A 17,545-nucleotide genomic window follows, 5' to 3' on the forward strand; every position below is an offset into this window, starting at 1 on the left:
AAGTGTCCAAAATCATTAGGCCAGTTCAGCCTGCTCGCGATGGGGCTGCACCGCAGCCCCAATGATTCAACGCCTGTTCAGTCGCGCTTGGGCTCGCGAATCTTGTACCAGGCCACATACAGCGCCGGCAGGAACAACAACGTCAGCAGGGTGGCGATGATGATCCCGCCGATCATCGCGTAGGCCATCGGCCCCCAGAACACTTCCCGGGCAATCGGGATCATCCCCAGGCTCGCGGCGGCCGCGGTGAGCAGAATCGGCCGACGCCGATGTTCGGTGGCTTGCACCACCGCATCCCAGGGCTCGTACCCGTCACGTTCATACTCATCGATCTGGGTCACCAGGATCACCGAGTTGCGGATGATGATGCCGATCAGTGCCAGTATCCCGAGGATCGCCACAAAACCCATGGGCGTGCCCGTCGGCACCAGCGCCAGCACCACGCCGATCAACCCAAGGGGCGCGACGCTGGCCACCAGGAACATCTTCTGCACACTGTGCAGCTGGATCATCAGGAAGGTCGCCATCAAAAACAGCATCAGCGGCACGACGCTGGCGATCGGCCCTTGGGCTTTGCTGCTTTCTTCCACCGTCCCCCCGGTGGCGACCTTGTAGCCCGCCGGCAGACCGGCAGCGAATTGATCGATGGCCGGTTGCAGTTGCTTCACCAGATCGGTGGGCTGGATTTCATCGCGCACCGCGGCCTTGATGGTAATGGTGGGCTTGCGGTCGCGACGCCACACCAGGGGTTGTTCCAGTTCATAGCGCACTGTGGCGAACGCCAGCAGCGGAATGGAGGTGCCGCTCGGCGTGACGATCTGCAAGTTCTGCAGGGTCTGCGGCGAACCGCGCTCGGCGTCTTCGGCACGACCGACCACGTTGATCAGGTAGATGTCGTCATTGACCTGGGTCACCGGCGAACCGCTGACGATACTGTTCATCAGCCTGGCCACGTCCTCCGAAGACAAGCCCAGTTGCCGCGCCCGGTCTTGGGCAATGTCGATACGCAGCACCTTGCCCGGCTCGTTCCAGTCATAAATGATTTCGCCGATGTGGGTGTTCTTGTCCAGTTCGCTGGCAAGTTCGATGGCGTGCTTGCGCACCTGGTCGATGTCCTTGCCGCTGACCCGGTACTGGATCGGCCGCCCCACCGGCGGGCCCATTTCCAGGGCCTGCACGTAGCTGCCAATGCCGACGAAGTCCTCGCGCAGACGCTTTTGCAGGCGTTCGGTGAGGGCCGTGCGCGATTCCAGGCCTTTGCTGACGATCACCAGTTGCGCGTAGTACGGATTCTGCAACTGCTGGTCCAGCGGCAGGTAGAAACGAATCGCGCCCTCACCGATGTAGGTGCTCCAGCGCTCGATGTCCGGGTCGCCCTTGAGCGTCGCCTCCAGGCGATCGACCGCCTTGCGGGTCTCGTCCATCGAAGCGTTCTGCGGCAGGTTCAAGTCCACCAGGATCTCTGGGCGGTCCGAAGACGGGAAGAACTGGTTCTGCACAAAACGCATGCAAAACACCGACAACGCAAACAGCAGCACGGTGATGCCGATGGCCCACCAGCGATTGCGCATCGCCCACAGCAAGCCGCCATTGAATGCCCGGCCGATCCGTCCTGGCTCGTTGCTGTGGGGTTTCACATGGGTACTGAGGATGTGCACGCCGATCACCGGGGCGAACAGCACCGCGACGATCCACGACACCAGCATCGCCACGGCAATGACTGCAAACAGGGTAAAGGTGTACTCGCCGGCGGAGCTGGCGTTCAGGCCGATGGGCACGAACCCGGCCACGGTCACCAGGGTCCCGGTGAGCATCGGGAAGGCCGTTGAGGTGTAGGCGAAGGTCGCGGCCTGCTCCTTGGTTTCACCTTTCTCCAGGCGCGTGACCATCATTTCCACGGTGATCATCGCGTCGTCCACCAGCAGACCGAGGGCGATGATCAGCGCACCAAGGGAAATCCGCTGCATGGTGATGCCGCTGTATTCCATGAACACAAAGACCATCGCCAATACCAGCGGAATCGAGCAGGCCACCACCAGCCCGGCCCGTAAGCCAAGGCTGATAAAGCTGACCACCAGCACGATAATCACCGCCTCGAACAACGCGCTGGTGAAACCGCCGACCGCTTCCTCCACCACTTCGGCCTGGTCCGACACGGTATGCACGTCGACGCCCACTGGCAGATCGGCGGTCAGTTCGTTCATGCGCGCGTGCAGTGCCTTGCCGAATTCCTGGATGTTGCCGCCCTTCTTCATCGCAATCGCCAGGCCAATGGCCGGCGTGCCATTGAAGCGAAACATTGGGGTCGCGGGGTCGACATAACCGCGACTGATGTCAGCGATGTCGGCCAGGCGATAAAAACGATCATTGAGCCGCAGATTGACGTTGGCCAGGTCCTTTTCCGACTGGAACTGCCCGGAAGTGCGTACGGAAATCCGCTCCGGCCCGGCGTCGATCACCCCGGCGGGAGTCACAGCGTTCTGGGATTGCAGGCTCTGCACCACCTGGCGCTGATCAATACCCAGCGCGGCGAGCTTGCGGGTCGAAAAATTCAGGTACAGGACTTCATCCTGCTCGCCCACCATCTCGACCTTGCCCAGGCCCGGTACCTCACGGATTTCGGCGCGCACTTGCTCCACATAATCGCGCAACTGACGCATCGAAAGCCCGTCGCCGGTGAAGGCATAGACCGACCCGTACACATCGCCGAATTCGTCGTTGAATCCCGGGCCCTGCAGGCCCTGGGGGAAGTCACCACGGATGTCGTCGATCTTCTTGCGAACCTGATACCAGATCCCGGGGATTTCCTCGGCGTCGGTGGTATCGCGCAGGTACACGAACACCGTCGACTCCCCTGGTCGGGTATAGCTTTTGACATAGTCGAGAGAGTCGAGCTCTTCGAGTTTTTTCTCGATGCGGTCGGTGACCTGCTTGAGGGTTTCCTCCTGGGTCGCGCCAGGCCAACGAGTCTGGATGACCATGGTCTTGATGGTGAACGAGGGGTCTTCTTCGCGCCCCAGGTTCATGTAGGAAAACACCCCCATCAACAGGGCGACGAACATTAAGTACCAAACAAACGACTGATGCCGCAGGGCCCATTCGGATAAGTTGAAAGGCCCTTTCATCGTGCGTCCTCGTCGAGTTTCACTTTCTGCCCCGGCTGGAGGCTGTTCACACCGGCGCTGACCACACGGTCGCCGGGCTTGATGCCATTGGCCACCAGCACCGAGTCGGTGGAGCGGCTGAGAATCCTCACCTCTCGGGGGGAAACGGTCTGACTCTGCGGATCGACAAGCCAGATCCGCGTTGTGCCATCAACCTCTTGCAAGGCACTGAGCGGCAGCTCGATGCGCGGCTCGATGGTTGAGCTCAGGGTCACGCTGATGGCCGTGCCCAGGCGAAAGCCTGGCGGTGTATCGCCCAGGGTCAGCCGTGCGCGGCGCGTGCGGGTGGCGCTTTGGGCCTGGGGTTCGATCTCGCGCACGGTGGCGGTCGTGCGGATGCTCGGGTCCAGTTCCCCGGCAACCTCGAACACGACATCGGCGGGCAGGCGCTCAGCCAGGCCGGCCGGCAGGTCGATCACCGCTTCCTTGATGTCCGGGCGCGCCAGGGTCACCACTTGCTGGCCGGCAGTGACCACCTGCCCGGCCTCGGCATTCCAGGCCGTGACGACGGCATCGTGGTCGGTGTGCAACTGGCTGTAGTTGAGTTGGTCGCGAGCCTGCTCCACCGATGCACGGGCCTGTTCCAGGGAGGCCGCGGTGGTTTTCAGGTCGGTCTGGGCAATGTCCAGTTGCGCCTGGGCGCCGACACCACGGTCGAACAACTGCTGCTGGCGACGGGCATTGGCCTGGGCGTTGATGTACTGCGCCTCGATCCGCGCCAGGTCGCCCTGGGCGGCGCGCAACTGGTTCTGTTGATCGGTGGGGTCGAGGGTAGCGAGCAAATCACCCTTCTTCACTTCGGCGCCGACATCGACGTTGCGGCTGGCGATCCGTCCCGGCACGCGGAACCCCACATTGGTCTCGTAACGGGCCTGGATGCTGCCCGCGAAGCGCCCAAGGGCTTGCTGGTCGAGCGCGCGAACCTCGATGGACAACACCGGGCGCACCGGCTCAGGTGGCGGCTCTTCCTTCGAGCACGCCGCCAGCAACAGGCCAGCCGAGACCATCCATAAACGCTTCATGGCTGGACTCCCGTCGGGGATTTCTCATGGGTATTTTCAGCGATCTCTACGCGCACGCCGGGATGCAGCAATTGCCCACCTGCAGTGACCACTGTCTCACCCCCCTTGAGCCCGTCGCTGATGATGACCTTACCGGTGAGATACCGGCCGACGGTGACATTGTGCAACTGCGCCTTGCCTGCATCGTCCACCAGCCACACCGCTGGATCGTGAAGGTTCTTGGTCAGCGCCGACCAGGGCAGTTCCACGGCGGTCTTGCCGGCAGACTTGGCGGTGGCACTGACCACCGAACCCAGGCGCATGCCTTCGGGTAACTCACTGAGCGTCACCTTGACCTGCACGGTGCCGGTTTCAGCGGAAACCGCCGGGGTGATCTCGCGCACCGTACCGGTGGTCTTGATGGCCGGGTTGTCCAGCAGGCTGATGACGATGGCGGGATCCGAGGGCGGTTCGCGCAACAGTGACTCGTAGATATTGAACACGGCGTCGCGCTCTCCGTCCTGGGCCAGGCTGAAGATCGGTTCCGTGGCCTGCACCACCTGGCCGACCTCCGCCTGCCGTGCCGTGATGATGCCCGGAGCCTCGGCGATCAGCGCGGTATAGCTCAGTTGTTCGCGGGCGTTGGCCAACTGGGCCTGGGCAGCGGTCAGCGCACTCTGGCTGCTGCGCAGTTGCGCCTGGGCCGTGTCATATTCGCTCTGGCTGGTATAACCCTTGGGCAAAAGTTTTTGCTGGCGCACAAACGCCGCCGCACTTTGCTTGACCCGCGCCTGTTCGGCAGCCACCTGAGCCTGGGCGGAGTGGACACGAGTCTGCAGATCCTGGGGGTCGAGCCGGGCGAGCACCTGTCGAGCCGAAACCCGGTCACCGACATCCACCTTGCGCTCGACGATCTTGCCGGCCACGCGGAACGACAGATCGGTCTGCACCCGAGCCTGGACGTCACCGGTGAGGGTCACCGAGGCGGCATATTCGGTGGGCACGGCCTGTTGCACGAAAACCCTCGGCAGGGCCTTTTCCTCGGTTTTTTCATCACCGCATCCGGCCAACACCACACACAAGCCAAGGCCAACCAGAACTTTACTTCGAGGACCAGCCATGCAGACTCCTTTGCGTTGTACGGACGTACCAGTGACGATACGACTGTGAGCTTAGAACAGGGTTCAACACCTGCCACAGGATCACAATGGATACACCCATCAGGCAGACTAGTGCCTTTGCGGCAGCGGGAAAAATTTGCACATGCTCAAGACACTGGCGGTGGCCAACTACCGCTCGATCAACAAACTGGTGATCCCCCTGGGCCGGCTGAACCTGATCACCGGCCCCAACGGCAGTGGCAAATCCAATCTGTATCGTGCCCTGCGCCTGTTGGCGGAGACCGCCCAGGGTGGCGTGGTCAACGCCCTGGCCCGCGAAGGCGGGCTGGACTCGACCTTCTGGGCCGGGCCGGAAGTGATCAGCCGGCGTATGCGCAACGGCGAGGTGCCCATCGGAGCTACGGTGCGGCTCAGCACGAAACGTCTGCGCCTGGGTTTTGCCGGGGAAGATTTCAGCTATTCGATTTCCCTCGGCCTGCCGGAACCGAGTTTGTCCGCGTTTTCGCTGGACCCTGAAATCAAGCGCGAATGCATCTGGGCCGGCCCGGTGTTTCGTCCCGCCAGCATGCTGGTGGATCGCAACGGGCCCATGATCCGTGCCCGGGACGGTCGCACCTGGGACGTCCTGGCTCAGTACACGCCCACCTTTGACAGTTTGTTCGACCAGGTCGGCAGCCTGCGCACCTCACCGGAGGTGCTGCAGATGCGCGAGTTCATTCGTCGCTGGCGCTTCTATGACCACTTTCGCAGCGACGCCGACGCCCCGGCGCGCCAGCCGCAACTGGGCACCCGCACGCCGGTGCTGCACCACGACGGGCGTGACCTGGCCGCTGCCCTGCAAACCATTCTTGAGATCGGCGACGATCAAGCCCTGCACTCGTCCATCAGCGACGCATTCCCCGGTGCCCGGCTGCATATCGAGAAACTGCAAGGCGGGCGTTTCGGCATCGAGTTTCATCAGCATGGCTTGCTGCGCCCGCTGTCGGCTGCCGAACTTTCCGACGGGACCCTGCGCTATCTGCTGCTGATAGCCGCACTGCTCACCCCGCGCCCACCCTCGCTGATGGTGCTCAACGAACCGGAAACCAGCCTGCACCCGGACCTGTTGCCAGCCCTGGCACGGTTGATCATCCGCGCTTCAGCGCACTGTCAGGTCTGGGTGGTTTCCCACGCCCGGCGCTTGATCACCGCCTTGCAGCAGGACGGCGACTGCAATTGCATCGTGCTGGAGAAAGATCTGGGCCAGACCGGGATCGTCGGCCAGGGAATACTGGATGCGCCGGCCTGGAGCTGGCCGGATTGATCGACGGTATTTGCAGGGGCCAAGTAAGAAGGCTATTTTTCCACTGGCTGTAGGACGGGTCTATTTCTCGACGGACCTCTCCAAGGAACCGCAGCTTATGGCCAGACTGCCTGGCCCCCATCACAAGGAAGATCACAATGGCTGACGTGAAAGCCCCGCAACACCTCGACCCACGCGACATCGTCAAACTGCTCGTGGCCCTGCGCCGCGCATTAAAAAAGCCGCCTGCATAGCTACATCGATCAAGACGGGTTCTGAGCGTCGGCACAAAAAAACGCCGACGCTGGCAAAGCCGTCGGCGTTGAAACTTCAAATCCTTGCTGTTCGATCAGAACGCCGGCAGTACCGCGCCGCTGTATTTCTTCTCGATAAATGCCTTCACTTCCGGGCTGGTCAGGGCCTTGGCCAGTTTCTGCATGGCCGGGCTGTCCTTGTTGTCCGGGCGGGCCACCAGGAAGTTCACGTAGGGCGAATCCGAACCTTCGATCACCAGCGCATCCTTGGCCGGGTTAAGACCCGCTTCCAGGGCGTAGTTGGTGTTGATCATGTCCAGGTCGACCTGATCCAGCACACGCGGCAGCATGGCCGATTCCAGCTCCTTGAACTGAAAGTTTTTCGGGTTCTTGGCGATGTCCTTGGGCGTGGCCAGGGCGTTTTTCGGGTCCTTGAGCTCGATCAGGCCCGCCTTCTGCAACAGGATCAGGGCGCGACCACTGTTGCTGCCTTCGTTGGGGATGGCGATGGTCGCGCCGTCCTTGAGTTCGGCCAGGCTTTTGACTTTCTTCGAGTAACCACCGAACGGTTCCACATGCACGCCGATCACGGTCACCAGATCGGTGCCTTTGCCTTCGTTGAAGCTCTTGAGATACGGCAGGGTCTGGAAGTAGTTGGCGTCCAGGCGCTTCTGATCAACCTGTACGTTGGGTTGAACGTAGTCGGTGAACACCTTGATTTGCAGGTCCACGCCTTCTTTGGCCAGGGCCGGCTTGATCAGCTCAAGGATTTCAGCGTGGGGCACCGGGGTGGCCGCCACGACCAGTTTCTCCGCCGCCTGGGCCAGACCCGAGGTCAGGGCTGCTGCCAACGCGGTGAATAACAGAACCTTTTTCATGCAGTGTCCTTATCGAAGATCACCGTCGTCATGGACCACGGTCAAACAATGGAAGTGCCAGCGAAGTGCTATCGCTGGCGTGATGTGGACGATACCGATATTTTTTATGCCTTAACAATATCTTTTATTGAGGTGCTTATACCCAAAATCCATAAATGAGCAGGCGTAATTTCCTCGTCAGGCAAATCGGATATCGGCGCTTCGCTTCCTGACGTCACCATAGATTTCGTCCTGTGCCTGCCCAAGCGACTGGCTGCCGAAAAAATCGTCCGCGCGCTGGAGATACTCTTTGGCTTTTTCGATGTACCGATCTCTATCGATCGTGTACCTGACGCCGTCAACCGGATATTTGACATAACCGACCACATCCTTGGCTGTCAGTACATTCCTCAGGTCGTTTTGCACAGCGATGAAGTTACGCCGACCGCCTTCAGGAACCAGACGGCTCGCGGCCTTGGCATATTCACCAACACGTACCGCACGCAAGGCATTGCCACGATTCAATGTCACGGTATCACCGAGTGCCTCTACGGTTTTCTGCAACGCCACGCTTGTGCCTTTGCCCAATACCTTGCCCGCCAGGGAAGCCCCGCCGGACACAACACCCAGCGCAATACTGGTGTAACTGAGAATCTGCGTGGCGACGGCATCCGGGGCTGCCTCCGTCAACACCACCGATGCAATCGATGCCGCGCCTGACACCACTTCCAGCGTCAACGCCGTCGCGGCCGAAAATGACACCCCGACCAAAGGTGCGGATGCGCCAAGGGTCGCAAGGGTCAATGCGACGGAAGCCACAGCAAAAGCAGCCGTAAGACCTATCTTGACCCAACCCCAGGCAGAAATATGGCCTGTCGGATCACTGAGATTGATCGGGTCTCCCAGACAATAGGCATAAGGATTGAGGCCACCGCCATCGAACGGGCTCCAACTGTCGGGCCGGTGGAATCGCATCAGTACCGGATCGTAAGCCCGGTAGCCATTACCCAGCAGGTAACATCCCGTCACGGGGTCCAGCGGCTCGCCATTGAAACCGAACAGGCTACCCAACCCGTCGGACACCGGGCGTTGCCCATAAGGTGAATAAGCCTGCGTGGTGGTGTCTGCACCGGAAAGTGCCTGCAGGACGTTGCCATAAGCGTCGGTGCAAAACAGCGCCGTCTCCTGGCCTTGCAACAGGGCCAGCAACTGCCGCCCTTCGCGCACGATGCTGCGCCTCTCGTCACCCGCCACTTCGCTGCACAACTGCTCTTGATGGTGGAAACGCCGGTATGCCTTCTCCCCCGTCAGCTCAAAGGCATGGAGCCAATCCGAGGCGTCATACCGATAGCGGGCCAACGTCGATCTGGAGTCCGCCGACGTCACGCTTTCCAGGCGGCCCAACTCGTCATACAGCAGCCTGCGCCCTTGCCCATCGTTGAGCAGATTGCCGTCCGCGTCATAACTGAAGGTTGTATTGCCCGCCACATAGTCGGGATGACTGTGGATGACGGCACTGAGTTGCGTTTTGTCAGCCAGGTCATACCGATAGTTCGCAACGTTCTCGCCACCGACGAAACGGGTGGTGACCTGACGAATGTTATCGAGATAGTCGTAAGTGAAATCCTGGGAAACGATAACTTTTCCCTGCGTATCCACGGGCGCCTGCTCACCCTTGCAGGCGTAACGCTCCAAGCGGCCACGCAGATCATAGGTGAACGATTCCAGGCGCAGGAGGACGTTCCCGACCTTGAGCGTGCGCTGGCTGAGCTTATCGCCGGGGCCGAACGACTGGGCCAACTCCAGGACGTCTTTTTCCTGGGAGGAGGAACGTCGAAGAACCTCGCGGCCAAACTCGTCGTACACCAGGTCGGTGACCATCGACAGGCCCGATTGAGCGTCGGTGACGGTGATACAACTGAGGTGCTCTTGAGCGTTGTACGAGTAGGCGACGCGGACTCGGCCTTGGGTGATGCACGACAACCGTCCCGTTTCGTCATAAAGACAGGTGCGATCCGCGCCGTTGACGTCTGTATGGCAAATCGGCTTTCCCATCAACGAGTGGGTTTGCGAACTTTCGAACCGGTCGAGCGCGGTTACCCATTTTTCCTGCTTGAGCCGACCGGACGCAGAATATTCCATGCGTCGCTGCACCAGCGCGTTGGCCGACTCCTGGAGCAGGCCGGTGCGCGGATCAAAACGATGCCTTGTCGAAACCGGCGCCTGGCTGCCTGCGCGCTCGGTGACACAATCATCGAGCAACGGATCAAGGGTGAACCGCAGGACTTTGCCGGCCGCAGTGATCCTCTGTGAAGCGTTCCTGCTGGAGCCTTCATAGACCAATCGTTCAGTGCGACCACCTGAGCGATTGAGCGTAATACGCATCAGCCCATCGTAGGTTCGGCTACCCACCACGTAGTCATTGGCGCTGATTTGCGTGGGATGGTCACCCTGGCTGTGTACCGCGTACTGCTTCTTGATGACCGTACCGTCGGGCAAAACCGTACTCAGGACCCTCCCCGCCAGATCGTAGCTGTAGCGAGTCACCGCCCCGTCAGAAGCCCTTTGCCTGATGCACCGTCCCAGCCCATCGTATTCGTAGGCGGTGACCTCTCGAACAACGCCTGACAGGTCCACCCGTTCGATGCGCGACGGTTTGCCAAAAACGTTCGTGAACGTACGCGTCTTGCCGGCGCCTTCCACCCACTGTGTGCGAGTGAGCGCTACCGGGTCGACCTCATCATGCACGATCACCTGTCCACGGCGACGGACGCGGCTCTGATGTCCCCACGGGTCATACTCGTACAGGGTCTTCAGTGATTTCGCCTGGCCCTCGAACCAGTCGGTTTCTTCATCCGCCTTCAGGCGCCCGAGGCTGTCGTATTCGGCCTGATAGATCAGGCGCATGGGCGCGCCAGGCATATCGACATCCTGCTTCTGGACGCTGATGGTGCGGCCGACGCCGTCACTGCGGGTCGCTGTCTGGACACCCCGCGAATCCGTGACAATGACCGTGACAAACGGATCTTCGGGTGTGAACGGTTGATAGGTGAATTGACGCGACGCTGCGCTGTCGGTGCCTGGCATCACCGTTTCACGGATCAGTTGCCCCAGCGAATCGTATTCCATGCTGACGCTGCTGCCCCCGGATTCACGGGTCTTGATCAGCCAGTCACACTCGTCATGCCAGCTCTGTCGCAAGTGCCTCACGCCTTCGGCGCTAAAGGTCTGGTCGGTGCGGACATGCCCGTTTTCACGCTGGTAGGCATAATGGTATTCAGTCCGCACACCGCCTACCGTTTCAACCTTGCTTTGCAGCCTCGCATGGAAGACGTCATTGACGTCATTGACGTACTTTAATCGACAGTCCACCCGTGGCTCGCTGACGCCGTCTTCGTACAGTGTTTCACTGGCGAGCTGCACACAACGGCCGCCACCGGGACGTAACGAAGGCAGCTCAGCGTAGGTGTAACGGACCACCGTTGTAGGCGCGGCAGCGAAGTCAGGGGAAGCGAAAATCGACTTCTGTTTGAGCAAGGACGGCACGCCCAATGGACTGGCAGGACAGTCAGCATCCCCTTGTGCGGGGAAGTATTCATAGACTTCACGCACTCCGCTCGGACTGGTCTTTTCCAGCAGATTCCCATGTTCATCATAGGACGTGCGGGTGACCTCGCTTCTGATTCTGCTGCGCCCCGCATCCGCGGCATCGCTGCTGTCAAAGAAGCTGTCGCGCACCACGCGTTGCATCTGGAACTGTGGGGGCTGATCCTCGAAAGCCCTATTGGGGACATCGTGGTATTCGATCTCCCGCAGTTGCATCTTGCCGCCACTGATCGTTCTTTGCGAAATCATCGAATGAAAGCGGTTGTAGGTACGCGTGACGCGAGACGCCTCACGCTGACCACCTTCATCAAGGGCGATCTGTATCTGGGTGCAAGCGTACTCGTACTGCCCGCTCAAGCCATAAAGCACGTCACTGTCAGCGGTCCAGAACGCGCGCGAATCGAACCCGAGAAAGTTTCTGCGCGAGTATTCATATTTGCTCATCATGGCCGGCTGCCCCCCGCCGGGGGACATGACCGACTGGACGACAACCGGCAACGAAGAGACCGGCGCCCCCGTAGGCAAGCGATGTCCCTCAGGCCTGTAACTGAGCGTTTCCTGCGCGCCGCTTGGCTGTTGGACGTTGGTCATCAGCAAAAAACCATTGATTCGCCGATAACCAAAGGACCACATCAACTGATTATTTTCGGCCGTGACCAGAATGATGCGCTGGAGTAGTTCATTGTTGAGCGCGAACCGGTATTGGAGTCTTTTTGAAGGCATATCCGGCCACAAGGTAATGGTCGGTGGCGTTCCTCCGTTCTGGGCATAGTCGATACTCAACAGGCGGTGATGTTGGTGATAAACCTCCGTCAGCCGTCGCTGTCCGGAAATGAGCCTGTAGGCATAGCGCGTTTGCGTGCCATTGGGGCAATACGCATGCGTCAGCAGCCACTCGTCAGCCGTTGCAGAGGGGCGCGAGAGTATTTCGGTCCGCCCATCGATATGCTCAATGACAAGTTCATCGCCTTGCACCGTAACGTTCAGGTTATCGAGCTTTTTATCCTTGAACGTGGCCTGGCCTTCGCTGACCAGAAGCTGATAGGTCACGCCGTTCGACAGTGTCAGCTTGCGTCGGCGTTGCTCATAGCTGCAGGTGCGCAGGGACCAGCCGGTGCCTAAACCCATGTTTTGATTATTGAAGGAATCATATGAAAGGGTAAGCGGTAGCTTCGACCCGCCGGCTGCGTCAGTGGGCGCTGCATCCAGCGCCACGCTGCAACTATAACTACCGGTACGAGGATCAACACCCGAACGAATGAAACTATCAAACCTGAAGGCAGCCGAAGTTAACTGCTCTTTGAATGAAACTGAGCGACTCATCTATTCTTCCTTGAACATGGTTTCTGATTTACCGGGCGACCCAGACCGCCAACGTCTCTTCAGTTATCCCGACGCGCAGTTGATGGAAATTTCCAAATACATCACGCATTTCCAGTGCAGCACTGTTTCTATTCTCTCGGACCCACACCGGCCCACCCTTTTTTCCGAACGCCAGAACGAATGCAACCGCGCCCTTTTCGCTTAAATTCCTTCCTACCGCATCCGGCCGTTCCCAACTCAAATAGGCTGACGTTCGTATTGCGCGACCAGCGCCATAGCCCACCACGTAATAACCCGAGTATCGATTGTCCGAGCTTCCTATCTGAAGATGCGTCCTCATAAAAAAGTCCGCCACAAATTCCATTCGCTGCTGGTCAACGATCAACTCCAGGACAAAACCCTCGACTTTCGCGATATCAGGCGATTGGCTGGAATAGTAGGCGGGGATGGCGCGAACAGAGTACTGCTCACTTCGGTAAACAGCGGGCGCCAGTGGAATCAATACCAGAGAGCCAAACTCGCTGGCCTTGGAAGATAGAAATTTTTTGCCATCGGCCCGCGTGATGCACAGCTGTAAATCTATCGGTGTGTCGGAACGGGTCGTGACATAAAAATCTTTGGTGTAAACAAACTCACCCGACGGCACCGAGCCTTGGATAGGGCCATTCGGAGGAAGCTGGCGAAAACGGCTGTCCTCCCGCTCGGTGTACCTCCAGTCTTTGATGTCTTCGCGGTGCCGGTCTTTGGTCAATGCCAATCCGGTCAATGCATCGACCAGAACAATGGAGTCCAGCTCGGACTGGCTTAGAGCGACACTGCCCCAGAGCCAGTCTTCGACCTCGACAACCACTTTAACCTTCAATTGCTGATAACCGTTGCGGTACAACTGATTACCGCCCGAGACTGAAAAAATCTTAAAGGTCTTCAGGTCAGACCAGGTCGCCACACCAGGCTCATTATTATTAAGTTCCATTTTCAAATCCTTAGTCCGTTACTTGATTGATAAGTGGCAGCCTTCCAGTTTGGCAGCCACATTGCTTGCGCCATTTAATTAACCATCACCACGGCGCCATCAATCAAGATCAAAACCCAGACAAATTATTTGAATGACAACTTATAACTGGCCACACAATGAAACAGCCCCAACACTTACGGGATCCGCACAACAACAACGCCAACAATATAAAAATCATCAGCGCTCAAATGATTCAGTAACATTATTGACGCAGGCATCAGATCCCGGCGATCCACGTCTTTAGTCGCTCAAGTTGTTGCCGGTCACCTTGCCTGATCAACTCAAGAACCATTTGCTCAATCACCGTTGCGGGTGTCGGTTGATGCGGTAAATTGAGATGTTCCGGCAATATTTGATCGCCGGTGCTCACCAGCAACGCAAAATGAATGACGTTCTCCAACTCGCGGGTATTGCCCGGCCAGTCGTGCCGTTCCAGCGCGTGCTGCGCGGCTTCGCTGATCAGCGGCACCGCCAGGCCGAGGCGCTGGCTGTAGATGCCCAGGAAGTACTCGGCCAGGGACAGGATATCGCCCACCCGCTCGCGCAAAGCCGGCAACTCGAGTTGACCTTCACTGAGATAGTCATAGAGCCGTTGGTGGAATTTACCGGCAGCCACTGCTTGCGCCAGATCGATGCTGGTGGCCGCAACCAGGCGCACATCCACAGGGCTGGGCTGGTGGGCGCCGACGCGGATGACTTCGTGGTTCTCCAGAGCCGCCAACAATTTTAGCTGGATCGGCAGCGGTAAATCGCCGATCTCATCCAGATAAAGGGTGCCGCCATTGGCCGAGCCGAACCAGCCGGCGCGGCTACTGGCCGAGCCGTTGTGGCTGCCGACGGCATAACCGAACAATTCGGCGTCGGCGTAAGTCGGGCTGATCGCAGCGCAATTGACCGAAACGAACAGCCCACCGCGAGCGCTTTCACGATGCAGGTAACGGGCAAGCAACTCCTTGCCCGTACCGGTTTGGCCGCGAATCAGTACCGCGATCGAGCGCGGCGCCAGTTGCTCCAATGCGTGGCGTAGTTGCCGCGAACGCGGGTCGACGAACACCAACGCCTTGGCGCGAATGCTCAGGGGGCTTTTTTGTGCGTCGGGAAACGTCAGCAACGGCTGACCCAGTGTTTCATGCAGGCTCATGGCAGACTCCCGCCCCAACCGCCGGGAGACGGGAGGGCAAAAAAATTCAGGCGCGACGCAGGGCGTGGTGCTCCATGCGGGTTTGCAGACGATAGAGATAGGCGAAACCCTGCTCCCAACGCTGATGGCCAGACTTGACATTGATATGCGCCGCCCCGGCCAGAATCCCGGCCTCGGCGCCCCAATGACGCGCCAGTTCAAGCGCGCGCTCAACGCTTACGGCGGGGTCATTGTCGGAACTGACCACTTGGCTCGCAAATGGCAGCAGATCGGTGGGAATCGGCGCGAAATTGCGCAACGCAGGCGCGCAGGCCGGCCGTTCGACATCCGCCGGCGCCACCAGTAACGCCCCGCGCACCTGCTGCAGAAACTGCACCGGCGCGCTGGCCGCCCAATGGGCAACCGTGATGCAACCCAGGCTATGGGCAATGAGGATCACCGGCCTGCTGTCGGCGGCAATGGCTTCGGCCAGCGCTGCCACCCAGTCTTCACGCCGGGGGGTCAACCAGTCGGCCTGCTCGACCCGGGCACTGTTGGGCAGGCTGCTCTGCCAATGGGTTTGCCAGTGGTTTTGCGGCGATCCTTGCCAGCCCGGCACAATTAGGTAGCGAATCGATTCGTTGCGCATGGGTGCTCTCCCGCGTGTCTGTTGCAGGCGAGTATAGGGAGGTGAGCCAGATTGATTAAGGAATAAGAAGCTATTTATTAATAACAGTTAAGAATAAGTACTTTTCTCTGTGGGAGCGGGCTTGCTCGCGAAAGCGCTGGGCCAGTTGTCGGTGACGCTGGCTGATACGACGCATTCGCGAGCAAGCCCGCTCCCACAGGTTCCGCTTCCGTGTCACTCGTTGCGTCCCTTGCGCAGCAACACATTCAACTGGTCCACCACTTCCGCCCAGTCCGCGTCCTCGAGGATTTCTTCACGCAGTAACTGCTGCTGGCTTGTGCTCCAGAAAAACGCGTCAGCCAAGTGCAGTTCAGGCTTGAGGGGTGAATGGGTCGTGATGAATTTGTCGATATCAACGGGGTCGTCAGACAGGCCCAATTGTTTGAACAGCGCGGGCAGGCTGTGGATCGGGGATTCCATGCGGGACTCCTGAGCATAGATCGGATGGCTGGGTTACTCCCCGCAGTCTAGCCTCTTGACGACCGCCAGACTGATCAAAATTCGATCAAACCACGCGTGAACTAGACTCTAGATAGAGTTCCCAATCACATCGCGGAGGATCCAGTGAACATTCGCTGTTTGATGGTCGCATTGCTGGCCATGAGCGGGCCCGCATTGGCGGCCGACGGACTCGCGCTACTGACGGCCAATCCCTTGGGTTTCTGGCTGATTGCTGCGGGCGTGGCCTTGCTGATCGCCGAGGCCGCCTTGCCCAACTACGGAGTCGCCGGGTTGGGCGGCATCATTCTGTGCGTCATTGGCGCGATCATCCTGACCAACGCCGATATACCGGTCCCACTGATGATCGTCCTGGGTCTGATCAGTGGCTTTTTGCTGATAGCCCTCCTGGTCCGCGCATTGAAAACCCGACCGCGCCAACCCGTCAGCGGCGATGCCGCGTTGTTGGGCAGCGTCACGGCGGTGACAGCGTTACAGGCCGGCAATAACCATCATGGCTGGATCCAGCTGGAAGGCGAACGCTGGCAGGTGACAAGCGCGATGCCGCTGCGGCCTGGCCAGGCCGTGCGGGTCATCGCACGCAAGGGTCTGCTACTGGAAGTGGCCGCCGCTGATTCACAAGGAGCCTGATATGGGTATGCAAATCGGTTTCACGATGCTGTTGTTGCTATTGATAGCACTGGCGGCTTCAACGTTCCGGATCCTGCGCGAATACGAACGCGGGGTGGTTTTTCAGCTCGGCCGGTTCTGGCAGGTCAAAGGGCCCGGGCTGATCCTGCTGATTCCCGTGGTGCAGCAGATGATCCGCGTCGACTTGCGCACCATTGTCCTCGACGTACCGGCGCAGGACGTGATCACCCGCGACAACGTCTCGGTGAAGGTCAACGCGGTGTTGTACTTTCGCGTGCTCGATCCACAGAAGGCGATTATCCAGGTCGAAAACTTCCTCATGGCGACCAGCCAACTGGCCCAGACCACCTTGCGCGCCGTTCTCGGCAAACATGACTTGGACCAATTGCTGGCCGAGCGCGAGCAACTGAACAGCGACATCCAGCAAGTGCTGGACGCCCAGACCGACGCCTGGGGTATCAAAGTGGCCAACGTGGAAATCAAGCACGTGGATCTCAATGAATCGATGATCCGCGCCATCGCCCGGCAAGCCGAAGCCGAGCGGGAACGACGGGCCAAGGTGATCCACGCCGAAGGCGAGTTGCAAGCCTCGGAAAAACTCATGCAAGCCGCCGAAATGCTCGGTCGCCAGCCTGGCGCCATGCAACTGCGCTACATGCAGACACTGGGCTCCATTGCCGGGGACAAGACCTCCACCATCGTTTTTCCGCTGCCGATCGAGTTGCTCAAGGGGATGGCGGAGTTGTCGCCCAACAAGTCTTGATCAATTGCGCAGGGCATGGAATTCCAAGCGAAAGATCAAAGGATCGCAGTCTTCGGTAGCTCCTACACCCACTTCTGTAGGAGCTACCGAAGACTGCGATCCTTTGATCTTTTCCCCCGCCAAACCCTCGGACATTTCCTTCAATACGCAGCGTTGTTCATGAACTAGGCAGCGATCTCGAGCGCCGCTAACCTTTGTCCGTCATCGCAAAAAACGGTGACACGGACGTGCAAGTCCGATCTAGGAACGCATTCGTTATGGC

General features: G+C 59.4%; 12 protein-coding genes. 3 read left to right on the forward strand and 9 right to left on the reverse strand.

All coding sequences use genetic code 11. The features are described from left to right. Window positions 1–77: 77 nt before the first annotated feature. From MKS85_RS27070 to MKS85_RS27080, 3 genes are read right to left on the reverse strand one after another with little or no spacing between them, the layout of a single operon-like run. Window positions 78–3,125 carry an efflux RND transporter permease subunit gene (locus MKS85_RS27070; RefSeq protein ID WP_160894070.1) on the reverse strand — a complete coding sequence of 1,016 codons (3,048 nt, stop codon included), beginning with the start codon at window positions 3,123–3,125 and terminating at the stop codon, window positions 78–80. Beyond that, on the reverse strand, window positions 3,122–4,186 hold the full coding sequence (locus MKS85_RS27075) for an efflux RND transporter periplasmic adaptor subunit (RefSeq protein ID WP_107323104.1): 1,065 nt from the start codon (window positions 4,184–4,186) through the stop codon (window positions 3,122–3,124). The genes MKS85_RS27070 and MKS85_RS27075 overlap by 4 nt, the downstream gene beginning before the upstream one ends. Beyond that, complete coding sequence (locus tag MKS85_RS27080) at window positions 4,183–5,286, reverse strand: efflux RND transporter periplasmic adaptor subunit (RefSeq protein ID WP_188251749.1); 1,104 nt, start codon at window positions 5,284–5,286, stop codon at window positions 4,183–4,185. The genes MKS85_RS27075 and MKS85_RS27080 overlap by 4 nt, the downstream gene beginning before the upstream one ends. 142 nt (window positions 5,287–5,428) lie before the next feature. On the opposite strand from MKS85_RS27080, the gene MKS85_RS27085 reads away from it, so the two are divergent. Further along, window positions 5,429–6,589 (forward strand): AAA family ATPase, encoded by a 1,161-nt coding sequence (locus MKS85_RS27085; RefSeq protein ID WP_188251748.1) that lies wholly within the window; start codon window positions 5,429–5,431, stop codon window positions 6,587–6,589. Window positions 6,590–6,917: 328 nt separating this feature from the next. Here MKS85_RS27085 and MKS85_RS27090 read toward each other — a convergent pair whose 3' ends face one another. From MKS85_RS27090 to MKS85_RS27115, 6 genes are all read right to left on the reverse strand, one after another. After that, complete coding sequence (locus MKS85_RS27090) at window positions 6,918–7,700, reverse strand: MetQ/NlpA family ABC transporter substrate-binding protein (protein ID WP_047226803.1); 783 nt, start codon at window positions 7,698–7,700, stop codon at window positions 6,918–6,920. Between the two features lie 177 nt (window positions 7,701–7,877). Further along, complete coding sequence (locus tag MKS85_RS27095; protein ID WP_188251747.1) at window positions 7,878–12,608, reverse strand: RHS repeat-associated core domain-containing protein; 4,731 nt, start codon at window positions 12,606–12,608, stop codon at window positions 7,878–7,880. Window positions 12,609–12,636: 28 nt separating this feature from the next. Further along, window positions 12,637–13,581, reverse strand: a complete 945-nt coding sequence (locus MKS85_RS27100) for a hypothetical protein (RefSeq protein WP_188251746.1) — start codon at window positions 13,579–13,581, stop codon at window positions 12,637–12,639. Between the two features lie 259 nt (window positions 13,582–13,840). Beyond that, a complete protein-coding gene (locus MKS85_RS27105; protein WP_076383250.1) occupies window positions 13,841–14,764 on the reverse strand; it encodes a sigma 54-interacting transcriptional regulator in 924 nt (307 codons plus the stop codon). A 46-nt stretch (window positions 14,765–14,810) separates the two neighbouring features. Continuing rightward, window positions 14,811–15,392 carry an alpha/beta hydrolase gene (locus MKS85_RS27110; RefSeq protein ID WP_310663187.1) on the reverse strand — a complete coding sequence of 194 codons (582 nt, stop codon included), beginning with the start codon at window positions 15,390–15,392 and terminating at the stop codon, window positions 14,811–14,813. Between the two features lie 213 nt (window positions 15,393–15,605). Beyond that, window positions 15,606–15,851 carry a DUF2789 domain-containing protein gene (locus MKS85_RS27115; protein WP_076383248.1) on the reverse strand — a complete coding sequence of 82 codons (246 nt, stop codon included), beginning with the start codon at window positions 15,849–15,851 and terminating at the stop codon, window positions 15,606–15,608. Window positions 15,852–15,995: 144 nt separating this feature from the next. Here MKS85_RS27115 and MKS85_RS27120 point away from each other — a divergent pair, with 144 nt between their 5' ends. Beyond that, window positions 15,996–16,520 carry an NfeD family protein gene (locus MKS85_RS27120; protein WP_047226797.1) on the forward strand — a complete coding sequence of 175 codons (525 nt, stop codon included), beginning with the start codon at window positions 15,996–15,998 and terminating at the stop codon, window positions 16,518–16,520. Window position 16,521: 1 nt separating this feature from the next. Then, window positions 16,522–17,283, forward strand: a complete 762-nt coding sequence (locus MKS85_RS27125; RefSeq protein WP_047226796.1) for a slipin family protein — start codon at window positions 16,522–16,524, stop codon at window positions 17,281–17,283. Window positions 17,284–17,545 lie beyond the last annotated feature (262 nt).

Origin of the sequence: Pseudomonas sp. JL2, from assembly GCF_031570495.1 — a bacterium.
Taxonomy (GTDB): Bacteria; Pseudomonadota; Gammaproteobacteria; order Pseudomonadales; family Pseudomonadaceae; genus Aquipseudomonas; species Aquipseudomonas rhizophila.